This is a genomic window from Desulfobacter latus, assembly GCF_013389365.1.
In the GTDB taxonomy this organism is placed as follows: domain Bacteria; phylum Desulfobacterota; class Desulfobacteria; order Desulfobacterales; family Desulfobacteraceae; genus Desulfobacter; species Desulfobacter latus.
The window spans coordinates 1-20,748 of the sequence record NZ_JACADJ010000052.1; the positions used below are offsets into that span (position 1 = coordinate 1).

Consider the following 20,748-nt stretch of genomic DNA (forward strand, 5'->3'; position numbering starts at 1 on the left):
GAATACGATATAAAATTAATTGTGTTCTTTTTACAGATTTGGTTTTCCTTAAGGGCGCCCTGCCTCTGCCTGACAATAAGGGCAGGGAAATCAACATATTTTCAATGATATTTTAGATAAAAGTTCCAATGCGTTGTTAAATTAGCGCCCTTTGGGCGGGCTGGTAGGTGCTGGGTACTGGGTACTGGGTACTGGGTACTGGGTACTGGGTACTGGAAACTCCTATACTCTAAATTTAAAACTTATCATGAACGGATGATTTTTTATGTGTGGTATTTGTGGTGAAATTGTGTTTGACGGTACGGCCGCAAACAATGAAACAATTGCAAAAATGAATAATAAAATGATTCGGCGGGGCCCGGAGCATGGGGCCATATACAGAAAGGGTTCGATCGGATTTGGTCACCGGCGTTTGAAGATTATTGATCTTTCGGATGCTTCCAACCAGCCTTTTGTGGATGAACATTTAGGCCTGGTTCTGGTATTCAACGGCGCTATTTACAACTACAAAGCGCTTCGTGAACGCCTGATAAAGGCTGGATACACCTTTTCATCCACAGGGGATACGGAAACGATCCTTAAAGCCTATCACTGCTGGGGTGAATCCTGTGTGGAAAAATTTAACGGCATGTTTGCATTTGTCATCTATGACCAGCGCAACGACACGGTATTTATGGCCAGGGACCGGCTGGGCATTAAACCGTTGTATTATCATAAAACAGACCAGCGCCTTGTTTTTGCCTCCGCTTTGCCGGCCCTGCTTGAAGCAGACGGCATCGAAAAACAGATTTCGCCCAGGGCATTGCATTATTATATGCACTTTCATGCCGTGGTGCCGGCCCCTTACACCCTGATCCAGGGGGTGAACAAACTTGGCCCCGGTACCACCATGACGGTGAAACACAACGGCGCAGCCGTCGAGCAATCCTACTGGTCTCTTGATTTCAGACGGGACAGCGAAGAAGAGCGCTATGATTTCGAAGATTGGAAGCGCCTGCTGTTCGACACCTTGATGGACGCCGTCAAACGCCGCCTGGTGGCGGATGTGCCCGTCGGCGTGCTATTGTCCGGCGGGCTTGATTCAAGCCTGATTGTGGGATTGCTGGCCCATGCCGGACAAAAGGATATTAAAACATTTTCCATTGGCTTTGAAACTGTGGACGAGGAAAAGGGCGATGAGTTTGAATATTCCGATATTATTGCCCGGCATTTCGACACCGATCACCACAAAATCCAGGCAGATGCCCAAAAGGTTCTGCCGAATCTGCCCGACTGTGTCCGGGCGATGAGCGAACCCATGGTCTCCCATGACTGTATCGGCTTTTATCTTTTAAGCCGGGAAGTGGCCAAACAGGTCAAAGTGGTTCAGAGCGGTCAAGGCGCAGACGAAATTTTTGGGGGGTATCATTGGTATCCGCCCATGATGGACAGTCAAAATCCGGCCGCTGATTACGCAAAGGTATTCTGCGACCGCTCCCACCAGGAATTTTGCGATATGGTTCATGAAAGATTCCGGGATAAAGATTTCAGCCGAGAGTTTATTGAACAGCAGTTTGCCCTGCCCGGCGCCCGGGCAGCGGTGGACAAGACCCTGCGCATGGATGCCACTGTCATGCTGGTGGATGACCCCGTCAAACGGGTGGATAATATGACCATGGCCGCAAGCCTGGAGGCCCGGGTGCCTTTTTTGGACCATGAACTGGTGGAACTGGCCGCTAAAATTCCGCCCGAGTTGAAAATCAGTCACGGGGGCAAGCATATTCTCAAAGAGGCGGCCAGGGATATCATTCCTGCCGGAGTTATCGACAGGCCCAAGGGGTACTTCCCGGTGCCGGCTTTGAAATATATCCGGGGCGAATACTTTGACTTTGTGAAAACGATTGTTGAAAGCCCGGCCTGTAAAAACCGGAAAGTCATCCAGGACATTTACATCAATTCGCTGCTGGAAAGCCCAGACCAACACATCACCCCATTGCGGGGATCAAAACTCTGGCAGGTGGCGCTTTTAGAATTCTGGTTGCAGGAACATAGGATTTAGGAACCAGGAAGGTTAAACATGAGTAAAAACAGTCACAGAATAGAAAAAAAATATGGCCAGTCTTTACGGAACTGGGAAAAGATAGAAAATCCCGCCACCAGCACTATGCAGCCCAACGCCTTTGTTGAAATGGGGTGGGGCCGCCTGGTGTTCGGGCATACCTTTGAAAGTAACGAACGCATCGTAGACGCCATGTGTTCCCACGGTCGGGACACAAGGGATATTGCCATGTACGTCATTGATCCCCATGTGATCATTGCCATGGCGCATGATAAACTGTTTCTGGATCCCTCCCACACCTTTCGGCTGTGGCATTATGACCACAGCCGTAAAAAAACGGAAGACAGCCGGATACTTACCATTCAGCGTCTGTCCACCCGGCAGGAGGCCGACCAGGTCAACCGGATTTATGCCAAATGCCATATGAAAGGGGCAGACCCTGATTTTCTTCTGGACAAGCGGGCCACAAAACTTCGTACCTATCTTGTGGCCAAGCCGGCTGACAGCGACCAGGTGGTGGGCACCATTACGGGCGTTGATCATGTGGCGGCCTTTAATGATCCTGAAAATGGATGCAGCCTGTGGTCCCTGGCCGTGGATCCCCAGGCCGGGGTTCCGGGAGTGGGTTCGTGTCTGGTGCGCCATCTGGCCGCCCACTATTTCACCAAGGGCCGGGCCTTTATTGATGCCAGCGTCATGCATGATAACCAGGTGGCCATTCCTTTGTACGAAAAACTGGGATTCCAGCGGGTGCCGGTCTTCTGCATCAAGCGTAAAAATTCCATCAATCAGACCTTGTATGTGGCGGATCACGACGCTGTGCAGCAGATGAACCCCTATGCCAGGCTCATTGCCGACGAGGCAAAAAGGCGCGGTATTATCGTGGATGTCATTGATGAGGAATACGGTCTTTTTAATTTGAGTCTGGGCAGCCGTTCCATCACCTGCCGGGAATCGTTGTCTGAAATGACATCTGCTGTTGCCATGACCAAGTGTGATGACAAGCGATTGACCCGGAACCTTGTCTCCCGGGCCAGCATCCGCACCCCGGAACAGATCCGGCATAAAGATATGGACACATCCACGGCGTTTATGTTACAGCAGGGGCAGGTGGTGGTCAAACCGGCCAGAGGAGAGCAGGGCACGGGAATCAGTGTGGATATCAGTGAACCCGGGGAGCTTGAAACCGCCATAGAAAGTGCCGCTGAGATTTGCTCGGATATTCTCATTGAGACCTATGTTAAAGGCGAAGATGTAAGAATTATTGTGATCAATCATGACGTTGTGGCCGCTGCCGTACGAAAACCACCGGCCATTACCGGTACGGGCAGCCACGCCATTCGTGAACTGATCGAAAAACACAACCGGCGGCGGATGGCGGCTACGGGCGGAGAAAGTTTTATCCCGGATGATGCCGAAACCCGTCGTTGCCTGAATAAAGAAGCGCTGGATTATGAAAGCGTTCTTGAAAAAGGCCGCACTGTGGTGGTTCGTAAAACAGCGAATCTCCATACCGGCGGGACCATCCATGATGTGACCGATGATATCTCGCCTGCCTTGAAACAGGCAGCCGTAACCGTAAGTCAGACGTTGGATATCCCGGTCACAGGTCTTGATTTCATGGTGCCGGATGTCAGTGGAGACGATTATGCTTTTATTGAAGCCAATGAACGTCCGGGCCTGGCCAACCATGAACCCCAGTCCACGGCCCAACGATTTATTGACTTTCTATTTCCAGAAACTGTAACGGAATAATGCCATGAAAATCAGTGATGCCTATCTGTTGGAACAATTGATCTCCATGCTTCAGATCCCAAGTCCATCCGGGTATACCGACCAGGTTGTCCACTATGTGTGCAATGAGCTTGATACGCTGGACATCCCGTATAATGTTACCCGGCGCGGTGCCATCCGGGCCACGCTTTCCGGCAAAGGCAGTACCCTGGACCGGGCCGTATGTGTACATCTCGACACCCTGGGCGCTATGGTCAGTCGTTTGAAATCCAACGGCCGACTGGCTATCCGGCCCATTGGCACCTGGTCCAGCCGGTTTGCTGAAGGAGCGCGGGTGACTGTGTTCACCGATGGCCGGGAATTCAGAGGCCGGGTACTTCCCTTAAAAGCTTCCGGTCATGTGTACGGGGATACCGTGGATACCCAACCGGTCTCATGGAACCAGATTGAAGTCCGGGTGGATGCCCGGTGCCATAACAAGGCAGACCTTGAAGCTAAAGGCTTTTGCCCGGGCGACTTCATTGCCGTGGACCCCTGTCCGGAAATCGATGAATATGAGGGCTTTATCAATGCCCGCCACCTGGATAACAAGGCCGGAGCCGCCGTGCTGTTATCCGTGGCCCGGACCATTTGCCGGTCCGGCATCACCCTGCCCGTAGACTGCCACCTATTGTTTACCATCAATGAGGAGGTGGGCGTAGGGGCCACGGAAGTACTCTACAGCGATATCACGGAAATGATTGTCATTGATTCCGCCATGGTCGCGCCCGGGCAGAACTCCACCGAGTATGATGCCACCCTGGTGATGATGGATCAGTCCGGTCCCTTTGATTACCATCTAAACCGAAAGCTTGCCGAGTTGTGCCGGGAAAATGACATATCATTTAATAAGGATTTGTTTGAATTTTACCGGTCGGATGCAGCCTCGGCCATTGAAGCCGGCAGTGACATCAGAACGGCTTTGGTGGGATTTGGTGTGGATGCCTCCCACGGGAACGAACGTACGAATATCAGCAGTCTGCGACAGGTGGAAAACCTTATCCTTGCATATATTCAGAGCAATCCCACCTTTAACAGGGATAAAGACAAAATGGGGTCAATCACCGGATTTCCCCACCAGCCCACCCGTGACCCCATTAATATTGAGACCTGATTTTTCCGTTCCTAAGCCTGCAGCCCTGAAGGCTTAGGGATCGATACCATGGTCTGACACCATTGGTTTCGTTTTTTTCTTTTTCTGGGTATATCCACCCCAGGTCTGCTGGGATACGCCGACCACCATGAATGCATCAGGGTCGATGCGGTTAATGATGAATTTTACGTCATACACCCGGGAGCGCAGTACGGTGAGATATAAAAGGGTGTGTTCTTCTCCGGAATATCCGCCTTTGACCGGCCACATGGTCACGCCGCGTTTCAATTCGTTGATAATGGCATACCGCAGGGGTTCGGGGTGTCGGGTGATAATTATCAGGGTGCGCCTCTGGCTGGTCCCTTCCATGGCAAAATCTGCGCTCATGCCTGCGATCAGAAGCGCCAGGAAAGCCAGTAACGAGGTTTCCCAGTTGAACACAAAGCCGGCAAGGGCAATGATTATTACATCCACGTACAGGCCGGACTGGGACATGGGAAACCCGGTTTTATTGTAAATGATCCGGGTAATGATGGATGTGCCGCCGATGGTGCCGCCAAAACGGTAGATAATACCCGAACCAATGCCAATGAGCAGCCCACTGTATATGGTTGCCAAAAGCTTGTTCTCAGTGATGGGGAATTGAGTAAAAATCGTTGGCATGTTGACAATAAAAAATTCTGTGGCACCGGAAAACACCACCACCGCCAGGGTGGAGGTAAACAAAAACCGCCATTTATCCAAGGCGAAAAAGCCAAGGATGAACAATGGAATGTTTGCCGTAAAAAAAAACAGGCCCGGGGAAAATCCGGTCAGATTGTTTACGATAATCCCCAGTCCGGATACCCCGCCTGCAGCCAGGTTGTACGGCATTTGAAACAATACATAGGCAAAGGCGTTGAGCGCCGCACCTAGTGTAATGGCCAACTGCTGGTTTAGAATCCGCAGGATTTTTTGCCAACCGGGAGATTCAAGTTTTTGTTTCACCGCTTCTTTCAGTCTTTTTCGTGCCAAATTGGACTCCTTCCCATCTCAGGCCAGGGGATGGAACAACTCGCCGGATTCAATGAAATCCGCTACAATGCAGATATATCAAATCCTTGAATTAACAACAAGGGATGTCATCAATCGGGCACTTGCCATCAAATAGATCAACAGGTTACATTATATTGAAAATTTTAAACGGCAACCTTTGCGAATTATTTACAATAGTGGTAAGATTTTTTTCCATTGATATTTTTTAATTGTAGTGGGTTGGATATGTTTACTTTTCAAATGTTATCCCGATAGATAAGTGAGAATGAAAAAAATCGAGAGAAACCACAAAGAAAAAGAGGATATGCTACATTTAGTAGGTTGGATACTTTTTGTTTTATGTGCCATATTTTTCATCGCATCAAGTTTAAAGAATCAAGATACGTTGACCTTTATCGGTAGTGTTTTATTTTTAATTTCTTGTCTTGTTTTTATTATTCCTTTGGTTCGAAGAATAAATAATTCCGAGAATGAAAAAACAAAATCATATAATACGGCTACTGTCGCCGACGCAAAAAGCCGCGCGGCTGAGTAGCAGCGCTCGCTTTCATATTTGGCACGATAGCAGCAATTCTAATATTGAAGTGATATAAAGATGATCAACCCAGATGCCGTAAACAACCTCAAAGAGATCGTGGGTAGAAACAGATGTTTTGATTCCCCCGAGCAGCTAACCTGTTATTGTTATGATGCCTATTTTGAAGAGGCCATGCCCGATCTGGTTCTGTTTCCCTGTACCCGGGATGAGGTGTCCAATATTTTGAAAATATGTTCTGCCCATAAAATACCGGTGACGGCCCGGGGCGCGGGCACTTCGGTGTGCGGGGCCAGTATCCCGGCCAAAGGCGGTGTGGTACTGTGCTTTTCAAAAATGAACCGGATTCTTGAGATCAACACCAAAGACCGGTACGTGATTGTGGAACCCGGCGTGGTTAATGCTGATCTTCAAAAAGCCCTGGCCCCGTTCGGTTTTTTTTATCCGCCGGACCCCGGCTCCATGGCCGTGTCCACCATTGGCGGCAATGTCGCCCAGAATGCCGGCGGTCCCCGGTGCCTTAAATACGGGGTAACCGTTGATTATATCCTGGGCATGGAGGTGGTGCTGGCCTCGGGAAAGGTGGTGCGTTTCGGCAGCCGCAATGTCAAGGATGTCACCGGCTACCGCCTCTCCAGCTTGTTTTGCGGGTCCGAAGGCACTTTGGGTATGGTCACCTCGGTGATTCTCAAGGTGCTGCCCCTGCCTGAAAGTGTGTCCACGCTGCTTGTCACCTTTGATGATCTGGACAATACGGCAAACGCCGTGGCCGATATCATTGGTGACGGTATTTTGCCGGTGGCATTGGAATTGATGGACAAGACCACCATCCGGACCATTGAAGAAAAGGCCCATATCGGACTGCCGGTGGATGCCGAAGGGACATTGCTGATCGAAGTGGACGGGGTGAAAGAGGCGTGTGAAAAAGAGATAAAAAAAATTACCGAAAAACTTGAAGCCAACGGGGCTGTAAACATTGAGGTTGCCAAGTCAGAGGCGGAACGCGAAAAACTCTGGCAGGCAAGACGGTCGGCCTACGGGGTCTTTGCCAAGCTTTCACCCAATCTGTACACGGAAGATATTGTGGTGCCGGCCGGCAAAATTCCGGAGATGACTCGTATGATCGTGGATATCGCAGATAAATATAAACTCACCGTGGGGGTGATGGCCCATGCCGGCGACGGCAACATGCATCCCATGATTCCGGCGGATAAAGCCGATAAGGAAGCGTGGGGCAGGGTGGAAAAAGCCTTTGACGAGATCATGGCCGCAGCCGCTTCCCTGAACGGCACCCTGTCCGGTGAACACGGCATCGGCCTTGCCAAGACCGAATATCTGCCTTTGGTTATGAATGAAGATGCCATTGAATTCATGGGTGTCATTAAAAACGCCGTGGATCCGGACGGCATTTTGAATCCTGGGAAGTTTGTATAATATGGCTGATTCATACGGACAAAATTGTAACCGGTGCGGGTTCTGTCTGTCTGTGTGTCCGACCTATCAGGCCCAGGGCACCGAAGATGCCTCCCCAAGAGCCCGCATACAGCTCATTGATTTTTTTTCAGGCCATAAAGTGGGGTCATCTGAAAAACTCAAGGAAATTATCTCCAAATGCCTGATGTGCGGCAGTTGCGCGAACATCTGCCCTGCGGGTATCAATCATCCTGAACGCTATATACGTATGCGCGAAAAGATGATCCGGGATCACGGGGATATGCCCGAAATCAAAAGCCTGGTCTATCTTCTGGCAAAGGAGTCCCGCATCAGGATGGCGGCAAGTGCGGCTGCAATGGCCCGGAAGATTGTTCCCCAGGCGTTTGCTGAAAAATACCGGCTGGGTAACATCGCGTTAAAACAGTTTCCTGTTTTGAATAAGGTTCCATTCAGGACAGCAGCCCAGGAAGCGATGAAACATATGCCCGGGCATAAATCAAAACGTGTTTCATCGCTGAAATACGCCCGGGTGGCTTATTTTACAGGTTGCGCCACCAACTACCTTTTTGATGATACCGGCTTTGCCGTCCTGAACATTCTACACCACATGGGGGTTGAGGTGATCATTCCCAAAACCCAGACCTGCTGCGGTATTCCCATGCTTTTCCACGGCGGCCGGGAAAAAGTCAAAAACAATGTCAACACCAACCTAACCTGTCTGGATGCCCAGGGTATTGATGCCGTCATTGTGGACTGCCCCACCTGCGGTGCGGCGTTGAAAAAAGACTATCCTGGGCTTGCAAAAGAATTTGGTCTGGATCAGGATGCGGCAAATCGTGTGGCGGAAAAAGTGGTGGATATCAGCACTTTTATCATGGCCCATACCAGGTCCGAAGATTTTATCCAAAACGATGAAGCGGTACGTGTCACCTATCACCAGCCCTGCCATCTGCGAAATTTTATGCCCACTCCGGGAAGTGCCCAGGCACTTTTGAATGCACTGCAGGGTGTTGAATATATTCCGGCGGTGGATATGGACGCCTGTTGCGGTGGGGGCGGCACTTTTTTCTATGAATATCCTGAAGTGTCCGGGGATATTGCAACGAAAAAGGTGGTCAACGCTAAAGCCACAGGGGCGGATCTCTGGGTGACCGACTGCCCGGTATGCCGGATAAATCTGGGGGGCTATCTTGATCAGGCCGCAGGGTTAACCGTCGTTCATCCGGCACGCCTTGCCGCTCAATGCCTGGTCTGACGAGGGCAACCACAGGGGGATTGCCCCTGCAAAAAATGGCCGACAATAGAATCAAGCCCTATTTTTTCTTTCTGAATTGATCCAGATCAAGGTTTTTGCGCTTTTTAAATCGTATATTGTACCTGCGACGTAAGGAATCATTTAGCCGTTAATCAATAAAAAGGAGGACGTTACATGTTTTGTTTTCAATGCCAGGAAACCGCAAAAAATCAGGGATGCACCATTAATGGTATGTGCGGGAAAAAGGGCAGTACGGCAAATCTTCAGGATCTGTTGATCTATCATTTAAAAGGGATCGCTGTTCTTGCCCAAAAAGCAAAAGAGGCAGATCTGGATGTCCCGGCGGCCAATGGGCAATTTATCGCTGAAGGGCTGTTTACGACGATTACAAATGTCAACTTTAATGATGAAGACCTTATTACCTGGATTCTCCGTGCCCAGGCTGTTAAAAAAGAATTGTTCGATAGCGTTAAAGATAAAGTCGGCTCAGGTCTTCATGATTGTGCAACCTGGTTTTCGGATGATAGTTCAGCATTTCAAGCCAAAGCAGAAACCGTTGGTGTTCTTTCAACTGAAAATGAAGATGTCAGATCACTCAGGGAGCTTCTGGTCATCGGCCTGAAAGGGATTTGTGCATACGCGGATCATGCCGCTGTGCTTGGTGTCACTAAAGAGGAGATCTGGAATTTTATCTATGAGGCATTAACCTCCACCACCCGGGACCTGAGTGTTGATGACATGGTCGCGATGGTCATGAAAGCCGGTAAAATGGCGGTGACCACAATGGCGGCTTTGGACCAGGCCAATACCCAGGCCTACGGCAACCCGGAGATAACGCAAGTCAATATCGGTGTGGGTACAAACCCCGGCATTCTGATTTCCGGCCACGACCTGAAAGACATGGAAGAGTTGCTGGTGCAGACAAAAGGAACGGGCGTTGATGTGTATACCCATGGGGAAATGCTGCCTGCCAATTATTATCCTGCATTTAAAAAATACGATCACCTGAAAGGCAATTACGGCGGCTCCTGGTGGCACCAGAATGAAGATTTTGAAACCTTTAACGGTCCCATCCTGATGACCACCAACTGCATCATTCCCATTAAAAAGAAAAATACATATCAGGACAAGGTTTTTACGACCGGTGTTGTTTCCTATCCGGGCACAACGCATATTCCGGACAGAACAGCCGGCGGCGCCAAAGATTTCTCAAAGATGATTGAACTGGCAAAAACCTGCCCGCCTCCCACAGAGATAGAAACCGGCACAATCGTTGGCGGATTTGCACACAATCAGGTGCTGGCCCTGGCGGATAAGGTTGTCAATGCAATTAAATCCGGTGCGATTAAACGGTTCATCGTCATGGCCGGATGCGACGGCCGTCATAAAGACAGGCAATATTTCACCGAAGTTGCTGAAAAATTACCCAAAGATACCGTGATCCTCACCGCCGGGTGTGCAAAATACAGGTACAATAAACTTGATTTGGGCGACATCGGCGGAATTCCAAGGGTGCTGGATGCAGGACAATGCAATGATTGTTACTCCCTGGCTGTGATCGCCATGAAACTGCGGGATGCATTTGGACTGGATCACATTAATGACCTGCCGATCTCCTTTGATATCGCCTGGTATGAACAAAAAGCCGTGGCTGTTCTGTTGGCATTGCTGCACCTGGGGGTTAAGGGGATTCGGTTAGGCCCCACGCTGCCTGCGTTTGTTTCGCCGACAGTATTGAATGTACTGGTTGAAAATTTTGATATCAAGCCCATTGGTGATGTTGAAGCCGATATTAACGCAATGATGGCAGGCAATTAGAAATATTTTTTAACTTAAGGAATGAGTCCGAAATAATTTAACTTCCGGGTAACCGATGCTTCTACCCGGAAGTTTAAGAGTATAGGAATTTCCAGTACCCAGCACCCAGTACCCAGCACCTAACAGCCCGCCCAAAGAGCGCTAATTTAAGGGTCATGGCTATGGGCCTAAGCTGATTATTTTTGCAGGGACTGGGTCATTTTTTCGATTGAGGCCGGTTTTTGAAGAAAACAGGTGATGCCAAGATCTGCAGCCCCCTGTTCATATTCACGGGTTTTAATCCCTGAATGGACAATGATCCGGATGTCCGGCCGGATATCCTTAAATGCACGTATCAGTGACAATCCGTTGATTTCCGGCATGTCAAGATCCGTGATGATAACGTCAAACTTTTCCGGGGCTTGTTGAAACAGATCCATGGCGTTCCGGGGGCTTTCAGTTGCGGTAACCTGGTATCCCAGTGAAGTGAAAATTCGCTCCCATACATCAACAACATCTTTTTCATCGTCAATGAACAGTATCCGTTGGCTGCCGCCCATGATGGGTACCGGGGCATCAATGTTTAACTTTGCCCCGGTATAAACCGGGAGGATTATCCGGAAGGACGTGCCCTGATTGAGACGGCTTGCAACCTGAATATGGCCGCCATGTCTTTTGACAATCCCGTGTACCACAGAGAGCCCCATCCCTGTTCCCTGGCCACGCGGCTTGGTGGTGAAAAAAGGATCAAAAATGCGTTCCTGAATGGACTTGTCAATGGTGGAAAAGCAGTTGATTTGTGTCTTCCAGAACACCAAACCAGTGCTCTCTGATTTTTTGGTATTTTCCCGAGGCCTTGAGAATGCTTAATCCCTGGTCCAGCATATCAACAAGTTCACGGTCGCCTTCAGCCACGGCGAAGCAGTATTTTTGACCTGGAATAACCGGCTCTACAGCCTTGATGTTGGTAATATCGTATTTTCGTGAAAAATATTGTCCCTGGAGATTGGGTAGCAGGGCCGCGTCATGTTTTCCTGATGCCAGCAGACGTATGGCGTCCAGGGGATTATTTACCGCTATGATTGTGGGGGTGATCTGGTTGCTCAGAACATAATCGTGCATGATGTCCCCGGCCTGGACAATAATTTCCCGGTTTTTTAGATCGGAAAATTTGTGAACGTCCGTGTCATCCCGGGTAAACATGGATTGATGGACCAGAATAAAAGGGACGCTGAAGTCAACTTTCATATCCCGCTCCGGTGAATAATACATTCCGGAAACCATATCGAACTGACCATTCTCAATGGCCGAGCGAATCTTTTTCCATGGGCCTGTGGTTATTTTCAGGGTCAGCCCCATGGTTTCGGCGATGGATTTTAAAAGATCAATATTAAACCCCCGGGGGGTTCCTTGCTCATCCACATATTCAAAGGGCGGATAGTCATGATCTGTTCCGACGGTAACAATTCTGTCGGGTCCTTTGCCCGGCTTGGGATGGTTGTCTGCGGCTGCCGCATAATTGATGTGAAGGCATATAAAAAAGATTACGGCCATGAACAGTCCACCAGTTTGGGGAATCTGTTTAATAAAGTCGGTACAGAAACTTGCATTCCAGGAATCGTTCATGGCTTAAATTTATAATTTCAGCTCTTCGGGGATAACACACACCGGAATGGGTTCCATTTTATGGCGGTTGGTCCGGTTAAATTTACGGTATACTTCCAGGATTTTTTTCTGACGGTCTGTTATATCCCGGCTCTTGTCACCGGCTTCATAGGCCATGGCCCATTCGAGTTCTTCATAGGATGCGCCGATTTGGCTTTCGTCGGTACGGTTGTCTTCCCAAAGCCCGTCGGTCGGCCGGGCTGACAGTATATCCTGACTTACACCGAGATAGCGGCCTAGTGCATATACTTCGGTTTTCATCAGGTCTGCAATGGGGGAGATATCTACCCCACCGTCTCCGTATTTGGTGTAAAATCCCACGCCGAAATCCTCCACCTTGTTGCCGGTGCCGGCCACAAGCATACGGTGGTGGGAAGCAAATGAATACAGGGTAAGCATGCGAAGCCTGGCCCGGGTATTGGCCATGGTCAGGCCATCCTGAATATCTGACGGTAAAGTTGTTTTTACCTGTTCAAACACCGGCGTCAGGTTGACATCGTGGCCGGTGACATTGTCATAGGTTTTGGACAGCCGGGCAATGTGTTCGCCGGCTCGGCAGACCTGGTCGGATGCCTGGTGGATGGGCATGTTCAGGACGATGACGGGATAACCGGTCCTTGCACATAAGGTTGATGTGACAGCGGAATCAATCCCGCCGGATACGCCGACGGTAAATCCTTTTAATCCGGATGTGTCAACATAGTCTTTCAGCCAGTTGATGATGTGGGCAGCCACTTTTTCTGCGTTCATATTTTTTCCTTACATGGGAGGCGTGCTTGGGTTTCCAAATTCGGGCAGGCAAACTGCCGGGTATATTCGTACAGGATGATGGAGGCGGCCACACTGACGTTAAGACTCTGGGAGCGCCCGTACTGGGGAATGGTCAAGCGCTTTATTTCCGGGAAAAGGTCCGGTTCAAAGCTGATACCGAACTCCTCGTGGCCAAACACAAAAGCGCTTTTTTCAGGCAGAGTCTCATTCATCACCGGATTTCCCCGGCCCGGTTCAAGTATAAAGGGGGTATATCCCCGTTCAAGAAGTTCGGCGTAACAGGAGATGAAGCGGCTGTGGAATTTTGCCGGTACATATTTGAATGCCCCCCTGGCAGGTGCCGGGTCAAAAAAATCCGTGCCGATAAGATGGACCTCATGGCAGCCAAAGGCTTCTGCGCTTCTGAATATTTTGCCGATGTTAAAGGTGGGTTTCAGACCGTCCAGAACAATGATGCATTTGTGGATACCCGGGGTGGCCAGCCGATTTTTATTCCGGTGGCGGCGAAATCGGCGTTTTGCCTCTTCCTTTGCCTCCTTGATCATCATTCTTGCTTTATAAGAGCTCATGACTCTTTTTCCTAATTAAGTTTCATGTATTTTTTATACACCCTTGCCGTAAAAATTGCAAAAACGCTTAACTTTGTTTTAATACCGCTATGGTCAGGCGTGACACGCAGATCAGTTTCCCTTTATCGTTTTTAATGTCTATGTCCCATACCTGGGTGGTCCTGCCTAAGTGTAACGGTGTCGTTCGCCCCGTGACCCGGCCCCGGGATATACGTTTGATGTGATTGGCCTTGATTTCAAGGCCAACGCTGTAATATCCTTCCTCAAGGGTCATCAGGGAAGCACAACTGCCAAGGGTTTCAGCCAGGACCACCGAAGCCCCGCCGTGGAGGATGCCCATGGGCTGATGGGTGCGGGCGTCCACGGGCATGGATGCGGTCAGAAAGTCATCTCCTTTTTCCTCAAACGTAATATCCAGGTGACCCATCATTGTATTTGCTTTAAACCGGTTCATATCATCAACAGTGAACTCTTTTTTCCAGATCATGTTTTGTCCTTAATTTCGTTATCCTGATTTGGCCTAAACGCTTTCGGGCTCAATAGATTGCATTGTCTATCATTGTTCGTGCCATTTCTCTTTTGGTGCTATGCCGATTGCGTCGTTGGTTATTACATATTGGATTTAAATGAACTTTGCAATAACGGCTGTTGTATATCTGCAAAACCGGAATCTAAGGCTCTAAAAAAGATGATTTTAAAATTATCTCTAATGAGGTATGATTGAAGATTCGAATAGTATTGGGAAAATTACATTTTTTTATCGCCTGGTAAGGAAACGACATCGGCTTTGTCGTTATACGCCTTTTCCTGATGCAATCCTGACAATTCAATAAAACAATAAATCAATAAAACAAGGAACCGCCATCATGCCCATTGTTAATTATCAGCAATATTGCCGGATGCTGGATAACGCCAAACAAAACAAGTTTGCATATCCGGCCATTAATATCACCTCAAGCGAAACCATTAATGCCGCTCTTCTGGCATTCAAGGAAGCCGACAGCGATGGAATTATCCAGGTCTCCACAGGCGGCGGCGGTTTTGCCTCCGGCCTGGGGGTGGGCCAATCCTGTAAAGGAGCCATTGCCCTGGCTGAATTTGCCCATGCCATGGCGGCCTGTTATGATGTCAATATTGCCCTTCATACGGATCACTGTCATCCTGAATATGTGGATTCGTTTTTAATGCCCCTGATCCAAGAGACCGCAACGCGCCGTGCCAAGGGACTGCCCAATCTGTTCAGTTCCCATATGTACGACGGCTCTGCTTTGCCCATGGCTGAAAATATTGCCGCGTCCAAAAAAATTATGGCGGCCTGTGTGGCCAATGACCTGATCCTGGAAATTGAAACCGGCGTGGTCGGCGGCGAGGAAGACGGGCATGATACGTCGGGTGTGGAAAAAGAAAAACTGTATACAACACCCGCAGATATGGTGCTGGCTGCAACGGAACTGGGTTCCATGGGACGGTTTCTTTTAGCCGCCACCTTTGGTAATGTGCATGGGGTGTACAAGCCGGGTAATGTGGTGCTTAAACCCGCAATTTTAAAAGACGGCCAGGAGGCCGTGGCCAAAGCGCTTGGCGCTGACACCCGGCTGGACCTGGTGTTCCATGGCGGGTCCGGTTCTGAATTAAAAGATATCCACGCGGCCCTTGATTACGGGGTGGTTAAAATGAATGTGGATACAGACACCCAGTATGCTTATACCCGGCCCGTGGCAGACCATATGCTGAAAAATTATGATGGTGTGCTTAAAATTGAAGGGGACGTGGGCAACAAAAAAGTGTACGACCCCCGCTCCTGGGGCAAAAAAGCTGAACGGGGCATGGCTGACCGGATCATGCAGGCCTGCCGGGACTTAAGATCGGAAGGTACTTCCCTTGGAAAAAATATTTGATTGATATTTCCGATTTAAAACCACCCCGGCAAAAGAGATAGACGTTTGTGTTACTCTTTTTTTGCATCGTTCTTCAGCTAATTTACTTGACAAAAAAAGCGTTCCTTCCCATTATTCGCTGGCAAATGGTTGTATCGGGTTGGGTTTCAACTCAGCGGAAAGTCAGGTCGTTTTAAAGGAATTAAGTTATGTCTCTATCATTTATAAATAAAATCCAGGAATGTGTACAATTTATACAGGAACGTATGCAGGTGCAGCCTGTTGCCGGCATGATTACAGGTACAGGCCTCTCCGATAGCTTGACTGACCTTGTGGTTCACCAGGTGTTCCCCTATGCGGGGCTGCCCCATTTTCCCAGAGCCACAGTGGACAGCCACAAGGGGGCGCTTGTCCAGGGGCGTCTTAACGGCCGGGATATTCTTGTTTTCCAGGGCCGGCTGCACCTGTATGAAGGATATTCCCCACAGCTTGTCACGTTTCCGGTAAGATTGCTTCAGGCCCTTGGGGTGCCCATGCTTATACTTACCAATGCCGCCGGCGGCATCAATCTGGATTACCATGCCGGAGACATTATGCTCATTCGGGATCATATCAACCTCACCGGCGAAAATCCCCTTGCAGGTCCGAACGAGGATGCCTTTGGGCTTCGCTTTCCAGATATGACCCGGGTATATGACCCGGATTTGGGACGACGTGCCATTGGGGTTGCTGCGCAGGAAAATATTCAATTGCACTCCGGAATTTATGCCGGTCTTTCGGGGCCAAGCCTTGAAACGCCTGCGGAAACAAGGTTCCTGAAAATAATCGGCGCCGATGCCGTGGGGTTTTCCACGGTAATGGAGGCCATTGCCGGGGTTCATGCCGATATGAAGATTCTGGGGCTTTCCCTGATCACCAATATCAATGATCCTGACGCGCCTGAGCAGACGACCCTGGAGGCTGTGGTTGATACGGCAGCAAAGGCATCTGAAAAATTGAACCGGATTATTACCGGTGTAGTTGAACAACCCGTATAAAAGGAAATACCATGAGAATCGTCACCCGCCCTGATTTTGACGGCATTGTCTGTGCAGTCCTTCTACACCAGGCCCTGGGATCGTCTTTGCCGATACACTGGTTGGAGCCCAATGCTATTCAGTCAGGTTCCGCTGATATCCAGGATGGCGACATCCTTGCCAACCTTCCCTGGCATCCCCATGCCTGTTTGTGGTTTGATCACCATATCTCCAACAAACCCGACCAGGACGTGCCCGGGGCCTTTGACATTGCACCGTCCGCCGCAGGTGTTATCTATAAATATTATAAAGCCCAAAGTTTTCTGGACGGTCGCTTCGATGAACTGGTGGCGCAGACCGACATGATTGACTCTGCTGATCTGACACGGGAACAGGTCAAAGCGCCTGAAAACTATCCGTATCTGATTTTGTCCATGACCATTAAAAATGACGATTTTCAGGATATCCCCTATTGGGAGCGTCTGGTGGGTATGCTTGGCAAAACGGATATTGAGTTCATATTAAAAGACCCCGAGGTGGATCGCCGGTGCCGGGAAGTGATTGAGGAAAATAAGGCATTTAAAAATTACCTGGAAACCTATACCACCATGGTTGGTCGTGTCTCCGTGACCGATTTCAGAAGCCTTGAAAAAGTTCCTTCGGGAAACCGCTTTTTGACCTATTCTTTGTTTTCAGACGCCATTGCCAGTGTAAAGATACGGTATGCCGGGCAGGATAAAAAACAGGTTCTTGTCAGTGTCGGGCACAGCATTTTCAATCGCAAATGCCGGGTGAATGTGGGATACATACTTGCCCAATATGGGGGTGGCGGACATTTCGGGGCCGGTGGATGCACCCTGGATGCCCGATATGCCCAGGAAAAAATTGACGAAATTCTGGATGTTTTAAAGGCTAACAAGAATCAAGAGACAAGAGGGTGAAGCGCTTGCGGCGCCTATTTTAGCCTTGCATTGTTTGTTGTGGGGTGTGCCGGGGTGTTGATAGACCATCTCGGCCCATAAAATTTATTCAATTTTTTTAACGTTGTCCCTGATGGAACCGCTTTCCGCAGCTTCCATAAATTCATCCCCCAGCACCCGGCACATATCCGCGGCGTTGTTCCAGGCCTGGATTCTTTCATTATCCCGTCCCATGAGCCGGACAAAATCCCGGCGGTCCGGGATGCGGCCAAAGGGCAGGCGGGAAACAAATCCGGGAGACGGGGCCAGGAGAATCATCCGGTCCATAGCCCTGCTTTTAATCCTTCGTTTGGGACATTTTTTATCAAACCATCCCGGGATCAGTTCCGAATAAAAGTGGGGATACAGGATAAAACCGGTCTGTTCCGCGGTTAAAGAAAACGCCGGGTGGTAATCCAGAATACCGCCGTCCCGGTAAGTGCCCTCGGGTGCGCCTGCAATATGAGTTACGCCCGCCATGACCATGGGGATGGACCCTGATGCCAGAATTGCTTTGGGAAAGTTCTTTCGGTCAAGGGGGATGGACGTTGTGGGGAAATAATCTTCCGCCAGTATCCTGGTATTATATTGGGGATGATGAAAGAAAACACGTTCAAAACAGAACTGTTGAAGTTTTCTGGATATTGCGTTCAGGGCAAACGCCTGTCCTAAACCAATGGCCTGGACAGCAGTGTGTCTTGAGCCGATGGGCCCTTTGCACCGGGCTGCTGAAAACCCAATGCGAATCCATGGATGATTCAAAATTTCATCAATGGACTGGTCTGTGACAAATTCATTCATGATGCGCCGGGTTTCCCTGGATATCTGAACGGCCGAGACGCTGCCTTTATAATGTTGATGGATATAGGCGCGTTTGAGACGGTCAAAAGCCTCCCGGCAGTTGGTCTGGGCTGCTGCGGCAAATTTCCATGCCCCGATGGAGGTGCCGAACAGATGCAAGGGCCTTGTCCGGCCGGAAAACCACTGGGAAAAAATTGCGGAGTCAAGCCCGTAAATGCAGAGCCATTTGGCGGCGCCCGATGCCCCGAGCATGGCATCAATATCGTCAGGCGCAAGACCGTTTTCTTTAATATGGCGGTACGCTGTTGTGCCGGCAAGGATAGTGAGATTGTCTGACATGGGATTACCTTAAAATACAGATCAACAATAATTATCCGGAAGACGCCATTAAAAATAATTCCGCAATTTCAGCTCAAAAGGATGGGGATTGAGATAGGTCTGATCCTTAAGCCATGATTTGTCGTATTTTCTCACATAGTGGTTGATCATGGTCAACGGCACCACCAGAGGAACATAGCCCTGCCTGTACTGGTCCAATAGCGTAAGCATCTCCTGTTTTTCATCCGAAGTCAGCTCTTTTTTAAAAAATCCCAGAATATGCATGAGTACGTTGATATTTTTTTTTGTGGTGGTTTTCAGGTCAAGGGCCTTTAAAAGCAGGACTTCATATTGGTCAAAAAGTTCCTGAATTCCCTCTTGTGCGATGATTTCTTTTCCCTTGGCCACAAGCTTGCCCAGCTGCCGGTAATGGTCCTGGCTGTGGGAGAGAATCAGCAGTTTGTTTCGGGTATGAAAGCCCACAAGGCCCCCCAAACTTTTCTGCGCGTCAATCAGCTTTCGCCACCGCCGGAGGGTGAAGATTTTTTCAATAAAATTTTCTCTTAATTTGGGATCATTGAGGCGTCCCGCTTCTTCCACAGGTACCCTGGGAAAATGATCGCAAAACGCTTTTGCAAAAATTCCTGTTCCGGTTTTCCGAACCTTGCCGTCATCGCCGTAGACCCTTATCCGGTAAAGGCCTGAGGACGGGGACTTGCTTTTAAATATAAATCCGCACAAGTTTTCCTTTTCAAGGGCGGTTAATTTTCCGGGAAGCCAGTCTGTCATCATTTGGGTTTTATCCTCATGGGTATTCCGGGTTTCCAGGCGCGGGGCATCAGGATCCCCCACCAGGCGCACAGCCTCCCTGGGAATGGGCATGCCGCACCCCACTTCGGGACAGACAGGCACATAATCAACAAAAAGCGAAAGGGTCTGGGTCAAGTAGCGGTCATGGCGGTGATTCCCGTCATAGCCGACCTTTTCTCCCAGAAGACAGGCGGATACGCCTATTTTGATTTTGGCGATATCGATTTGGGTCTTGGCAGTCTCCGTTGTTGCCATCTTGGTTTTGTCGGTCATGGTTCCTCCCTTGGACTGTTTCCATTTCCATAATACATGAAGTTTTTTAGCCGTTTCGAGTCGGTTTGGCCTTAAAGCCCGTTTAAAATGAAATTTCATCGAATTGACAGAATCTCTTTAAGTATATAGATTTCAGAACAGATATCAAAGTGTATATTTTATTTTCAGGAGTCAGGCCCCTCATGAACAGAATCATCACGGTCAACGATAAGTTCCAGAAAGGCTATACTTACGAGCTGACAGCCCCGCTCGGCAAAGCGTTTCATCCGGAGTTCCAGCCCCACCTTCCGCCAAAGGAACTTCTGGCCTTAGGGATTTTCGGGGGCTGTTACATGACCGATTGCCGGGATGAATTCCCGGATGACTGGTTTGAAACGGCCAGGCTTTCTCCCGGGAAAAAAGATATTACGCTTAATTTTTACGGTGTGGATGCCTCTTTGCCTCTATCGGTCTGGCAGGAAAAGGGCTGGATTCATCCGGACGATCCCCGGGGCTGGTTTCAATGGTATTGCCGGTATTTTATGGGCCGAAGAATGCCTGAAGAAGATTTGCGGCAGATCAAACGCTGGAAAGGCATCCGCCGCCATGTCCAGGCCATCCGCCTCAACTGCCCACCGGGTTTAGGTGCCTGCAGACCCAAACAGCGTCAGGTGCTGCTTCACTGGGCCTATGATCCCAGAACCCTGTGAGTTTCATATATATTGCGTTTTAAAATGATTAAAGATAGAT

Annotated in this window: 19 protein-coding genes; 11 read left to right on the forward strand and 8 right to left on the reverse strand. The window is 49.4% G+C overall.

Annotated features, from left to right (window positions below; genetic code table 11):
• Positions 1–265 precede the first annotated feature (265 nt).
• Genes HXW94_RS13250 through HXW94_RS13260 form a run of 3 tightly spaced genes read left to right on the forward strand, consistent with a single transcriptional unit; the run spans position 266 to position 4,925 of the window.
• Entirely contained in the window at positions 266–2,038 is a 1,773-nt protein-coding gene (locus HXW94_RS13250; protein ID WP_178367382.1) for an N-acetylglutaminylglutamine amidotransferase, read from the forward strand.
• 18 nt (positions 2,039–2,056) lie between these two features.
• Entirely contained in the window at positions 2,057–3,793 is a 1,737-nt protein-coding gene (ngg, locus tag HXW94_RS13255; RefSeq protein ID WP_178367383.1) for an N-acetylglutaminylglutamine synthetase, read from the forward strand.
• A gap of 4 nt (positions 3,794–3,797) precedes the next feature.
• Positions 3,798–4,925: an osmoprotectant NAGGN system M42 family peptidase gene (locus HXW94_RS13260; protein ID WP_178367384.1), complete on the forward strand. Its 1,128-nt coding sequence runs from the start codon at positions 3,798–3,800 to the stop codon at positions 4,923–4,925.
• 33 nt (positions 4,926–4,958) lie between these two features.
• Here HXW94_RS13260 and HXW94_RS13265 read toward each other — a convergent pair whose 3' ends face one another.
• A complete protein-coding gene (locus HXW94_RS13265; protein WP_178367385.1) occupies positions 4,959–5,918 on the reverse strand; it encodes a YitT family protein in 960 nt (319 codons plus the stop codon).
• A 286-nt stretch (positions 5,919–6,204) separates the two neighbouring features.
• On the opposite strand from HXW94_RS13265, the gene HXW94_RS13270 reads away from it, so the two are divergent.
• The 4 genes from HXW94_RS13270 to hcp all read left to right on the forward strand — a co-directional run bounded on the left by HXW94_RS13270 (position 6,205) and on the right by hcp (position 10,981).
• A complete protein-coding gene (locus HXW94_RS13270) occupies positions 6,205–6,474 on the forward strand; it encodes a hypothetical protein (RefSeq protein WP_178367386.1) in 270 nt (89 codons plus the stop codon).
• A gap of 60 nt (positions 6,475–6,534) precedes the next feature.
• Positions 6,535–7,908, forward strand: coding sequence for an FAD-binding oxidoreductase (locus HXW94_RS13275; protein WP_178367387.1), 1,374 nt, complete (start codon positions 6,535–6,537; stop codon positions 7,906–7,908).
• Between the two features lies 1 nt (position 7,909).
• A complete protein-coding gene (locus HXW94_RS13280) occupies positions 7,910–9,163 on the forward strand; it encodes a (Fe-S)-binding protein (RefSeq protein ID WP_178367388.1) in 1,254 nt (417 codons plus the stop codon).
• Between the two features lie 174 nt (positions 9,164–9,337).
• The gene (gene hcp / locus HXW94_RS13285; protein ID WP_178367389.1) at positions 9,338–10,981 is read left to right on the forward strand and encodes a hydroxylamine reductase; all 1,644 of its coding nucleotides are present in this window, start codon (positions 9,338–9,340) and stop codon (positions 10,979–10,981) included.
• A 176-nt stretch (positions 10,982–11,157) separates the two neighbouring features.
• Here hcp and HXW94_RS13290 read toward each other — a convergent pair whose 3' ends face one another.
• The 5 genes from HXW94_RS13290 to HXW94_RS13310 form a co-directional block, all read right to left on the reverse strand.
• Positions 11,158–11,775, reverse strand: a complete 618-nt coding sequence (locus HXW94_RS13290; protein ID WP_178367390.1) for a response regulator — start codon at positions 11,773–11,775, stop codon at positions 11,158–11,160.
• Complete coding sequence (locus HXW94_RS13295; protein WP_218576716.1) at positions 11,735–12,514, reverse strand: transporter substrate-binding domain-containing protein; 780 nt, start codon at positions 12,512–12,514, stop codon at positions 11,735–11,737. Before HXW94_RS13295 ends, HXW94_RS13290 begins: the two co-directional genes overlap by 41 nt.
• 81 nt (positions 12,515–12,595) lie before the next feature.
• The gene (gene nadE / locus HXW94_RS13300; protein ID WP_178367392.1) at positions 12,596–13,375 is read right to left on the reverse strand and encodes an NAD(+) synthase; all 780 of its coding nucleotides are present in this window, start codon (positions 13,373–13,375) and stop codon (positions 12,596–12,598) included.
• Entirely contained in the window at positions 13,372–13,965 is a 594-nt protein-coding gene (locus tag HXW94_RS13305) for a TrmH family RNA methyltransferase (RefSeq protein ID WP_178367393.1), read from the reverse strand. Before HXW94_RS13305 ends, nadE begins: the two co-directional genes overlap by 4 nt.
• A gap of 67 nt (positions 13,966–14,032) precedes the next feature.
• On the reverse strand, positions 14,033–14,452 hold the full coding sequence (locus tag HXW94_RS13310; RefSeq protein WP_178367394.1) for a hotdog fold thioesterase: 420 nt from the start codon (positions 14,450–14,452) through the stop codon (positions 14,033–14,035).
• Positions 14,453–14,831: 379 nt separating this feature from the next.
• Here HXW94_RS13310 and fbaA point away from each other — a divergent pair, with 379 nt between their 5' ends.
• The 3 genes from fbaA to HXW94_RS13325 all read left to right on the forward strand — a co-directional run bounded on the left by fbaA (position 14,832) and on the right by HXW94_RS13325 (position 17,799).
• Positions 14,832–15,863 carry a class II fructose-bisphosphate aldolase gene (gene fbaA, locus HXW94_RS13315; protein WP_178367395.1) on the forward strand — a complete coding sequence of 344 codons (1,032 nt, stop codon included), beginning with the start codon at positions 14,832–14,834 and terminating at the stop codon, positions 15,861–15,863.
• Between the two features lie 188 nt (positions 15,864–16,051).
• The gene (locus HXW94_RS13320) at positions 16,052–16,879 is read left to right on the forward strand and encodes a purine-nucleoside phosphorylase (RefSeq protein ID WP_178367396.1); all 828 of its coding nucleotides are present in this window, start codon (positions 16,052–16,054) and stop codon (positions 16,877–16,879) included.
• Positions 16,880–16,890: 11 nt separating this feature from the next.
• The gene (locus HXW94_RS13325) at positions 16,891–17,799 is read left to right on the forward strand and encodes an exopolyphosphatase (protein ID WP_178367397.1); all 909 of its coding nucleotides are present in this window, start codon (positions 16,891–16,893) and stop codon (positions 17,797–17,799) included.
• Positions 17,800–17,883: 84 nt separating this feature from the next.
• Here HXW94_RS13325 and HXW94_RS13330 read toward each other — a convergent pair whose 3' ends face one another.
• Positions 17,884–18,957, reverse strand: a complete 1,074-nt coding sequence (locus HXW94_RS13330) for a patatin-like phospholipase family protein (RefSeq protein WP_178367398.1) — start codon at positions 18,955–18,957, stop codon at positions 17,884–17,886.
• A 48-nt stretch (positions 18,958–19,005) separates the two neighbouring features.
• Positions 19,006–20,019 (reverse strand): YbgA family protein, encoded by a 1,014-nt coding sequence (locus HXW94_RS13335; RefSeq protein ID WP_246294013.1) that lies wholly within the window; start codon positions 20,017–20,019, stop codon positions 19,006–19,008.
• A gap of 182 nt (positions 20,020–20,201) precedes the next feature.
• Here HXW94_RS13335 and HXW94_RS13340 point away from each other — a divergent pair, with 182 nt between their 5' ends.
• The gene (locus HXW94_RS13340; protein WP_178367399.1) at positions 20,202–20,708 is read left to right on the forward strand and encodes a hypothetical protein; all 507 of its coding nucleotides are present in this window, start codon (positions 20,202–20,204) and stop codon (positions 20,706–20,708) included.
• The last annotated feature ends 40 nt before the right edge of the window (positions 20,709–20,748 follow it).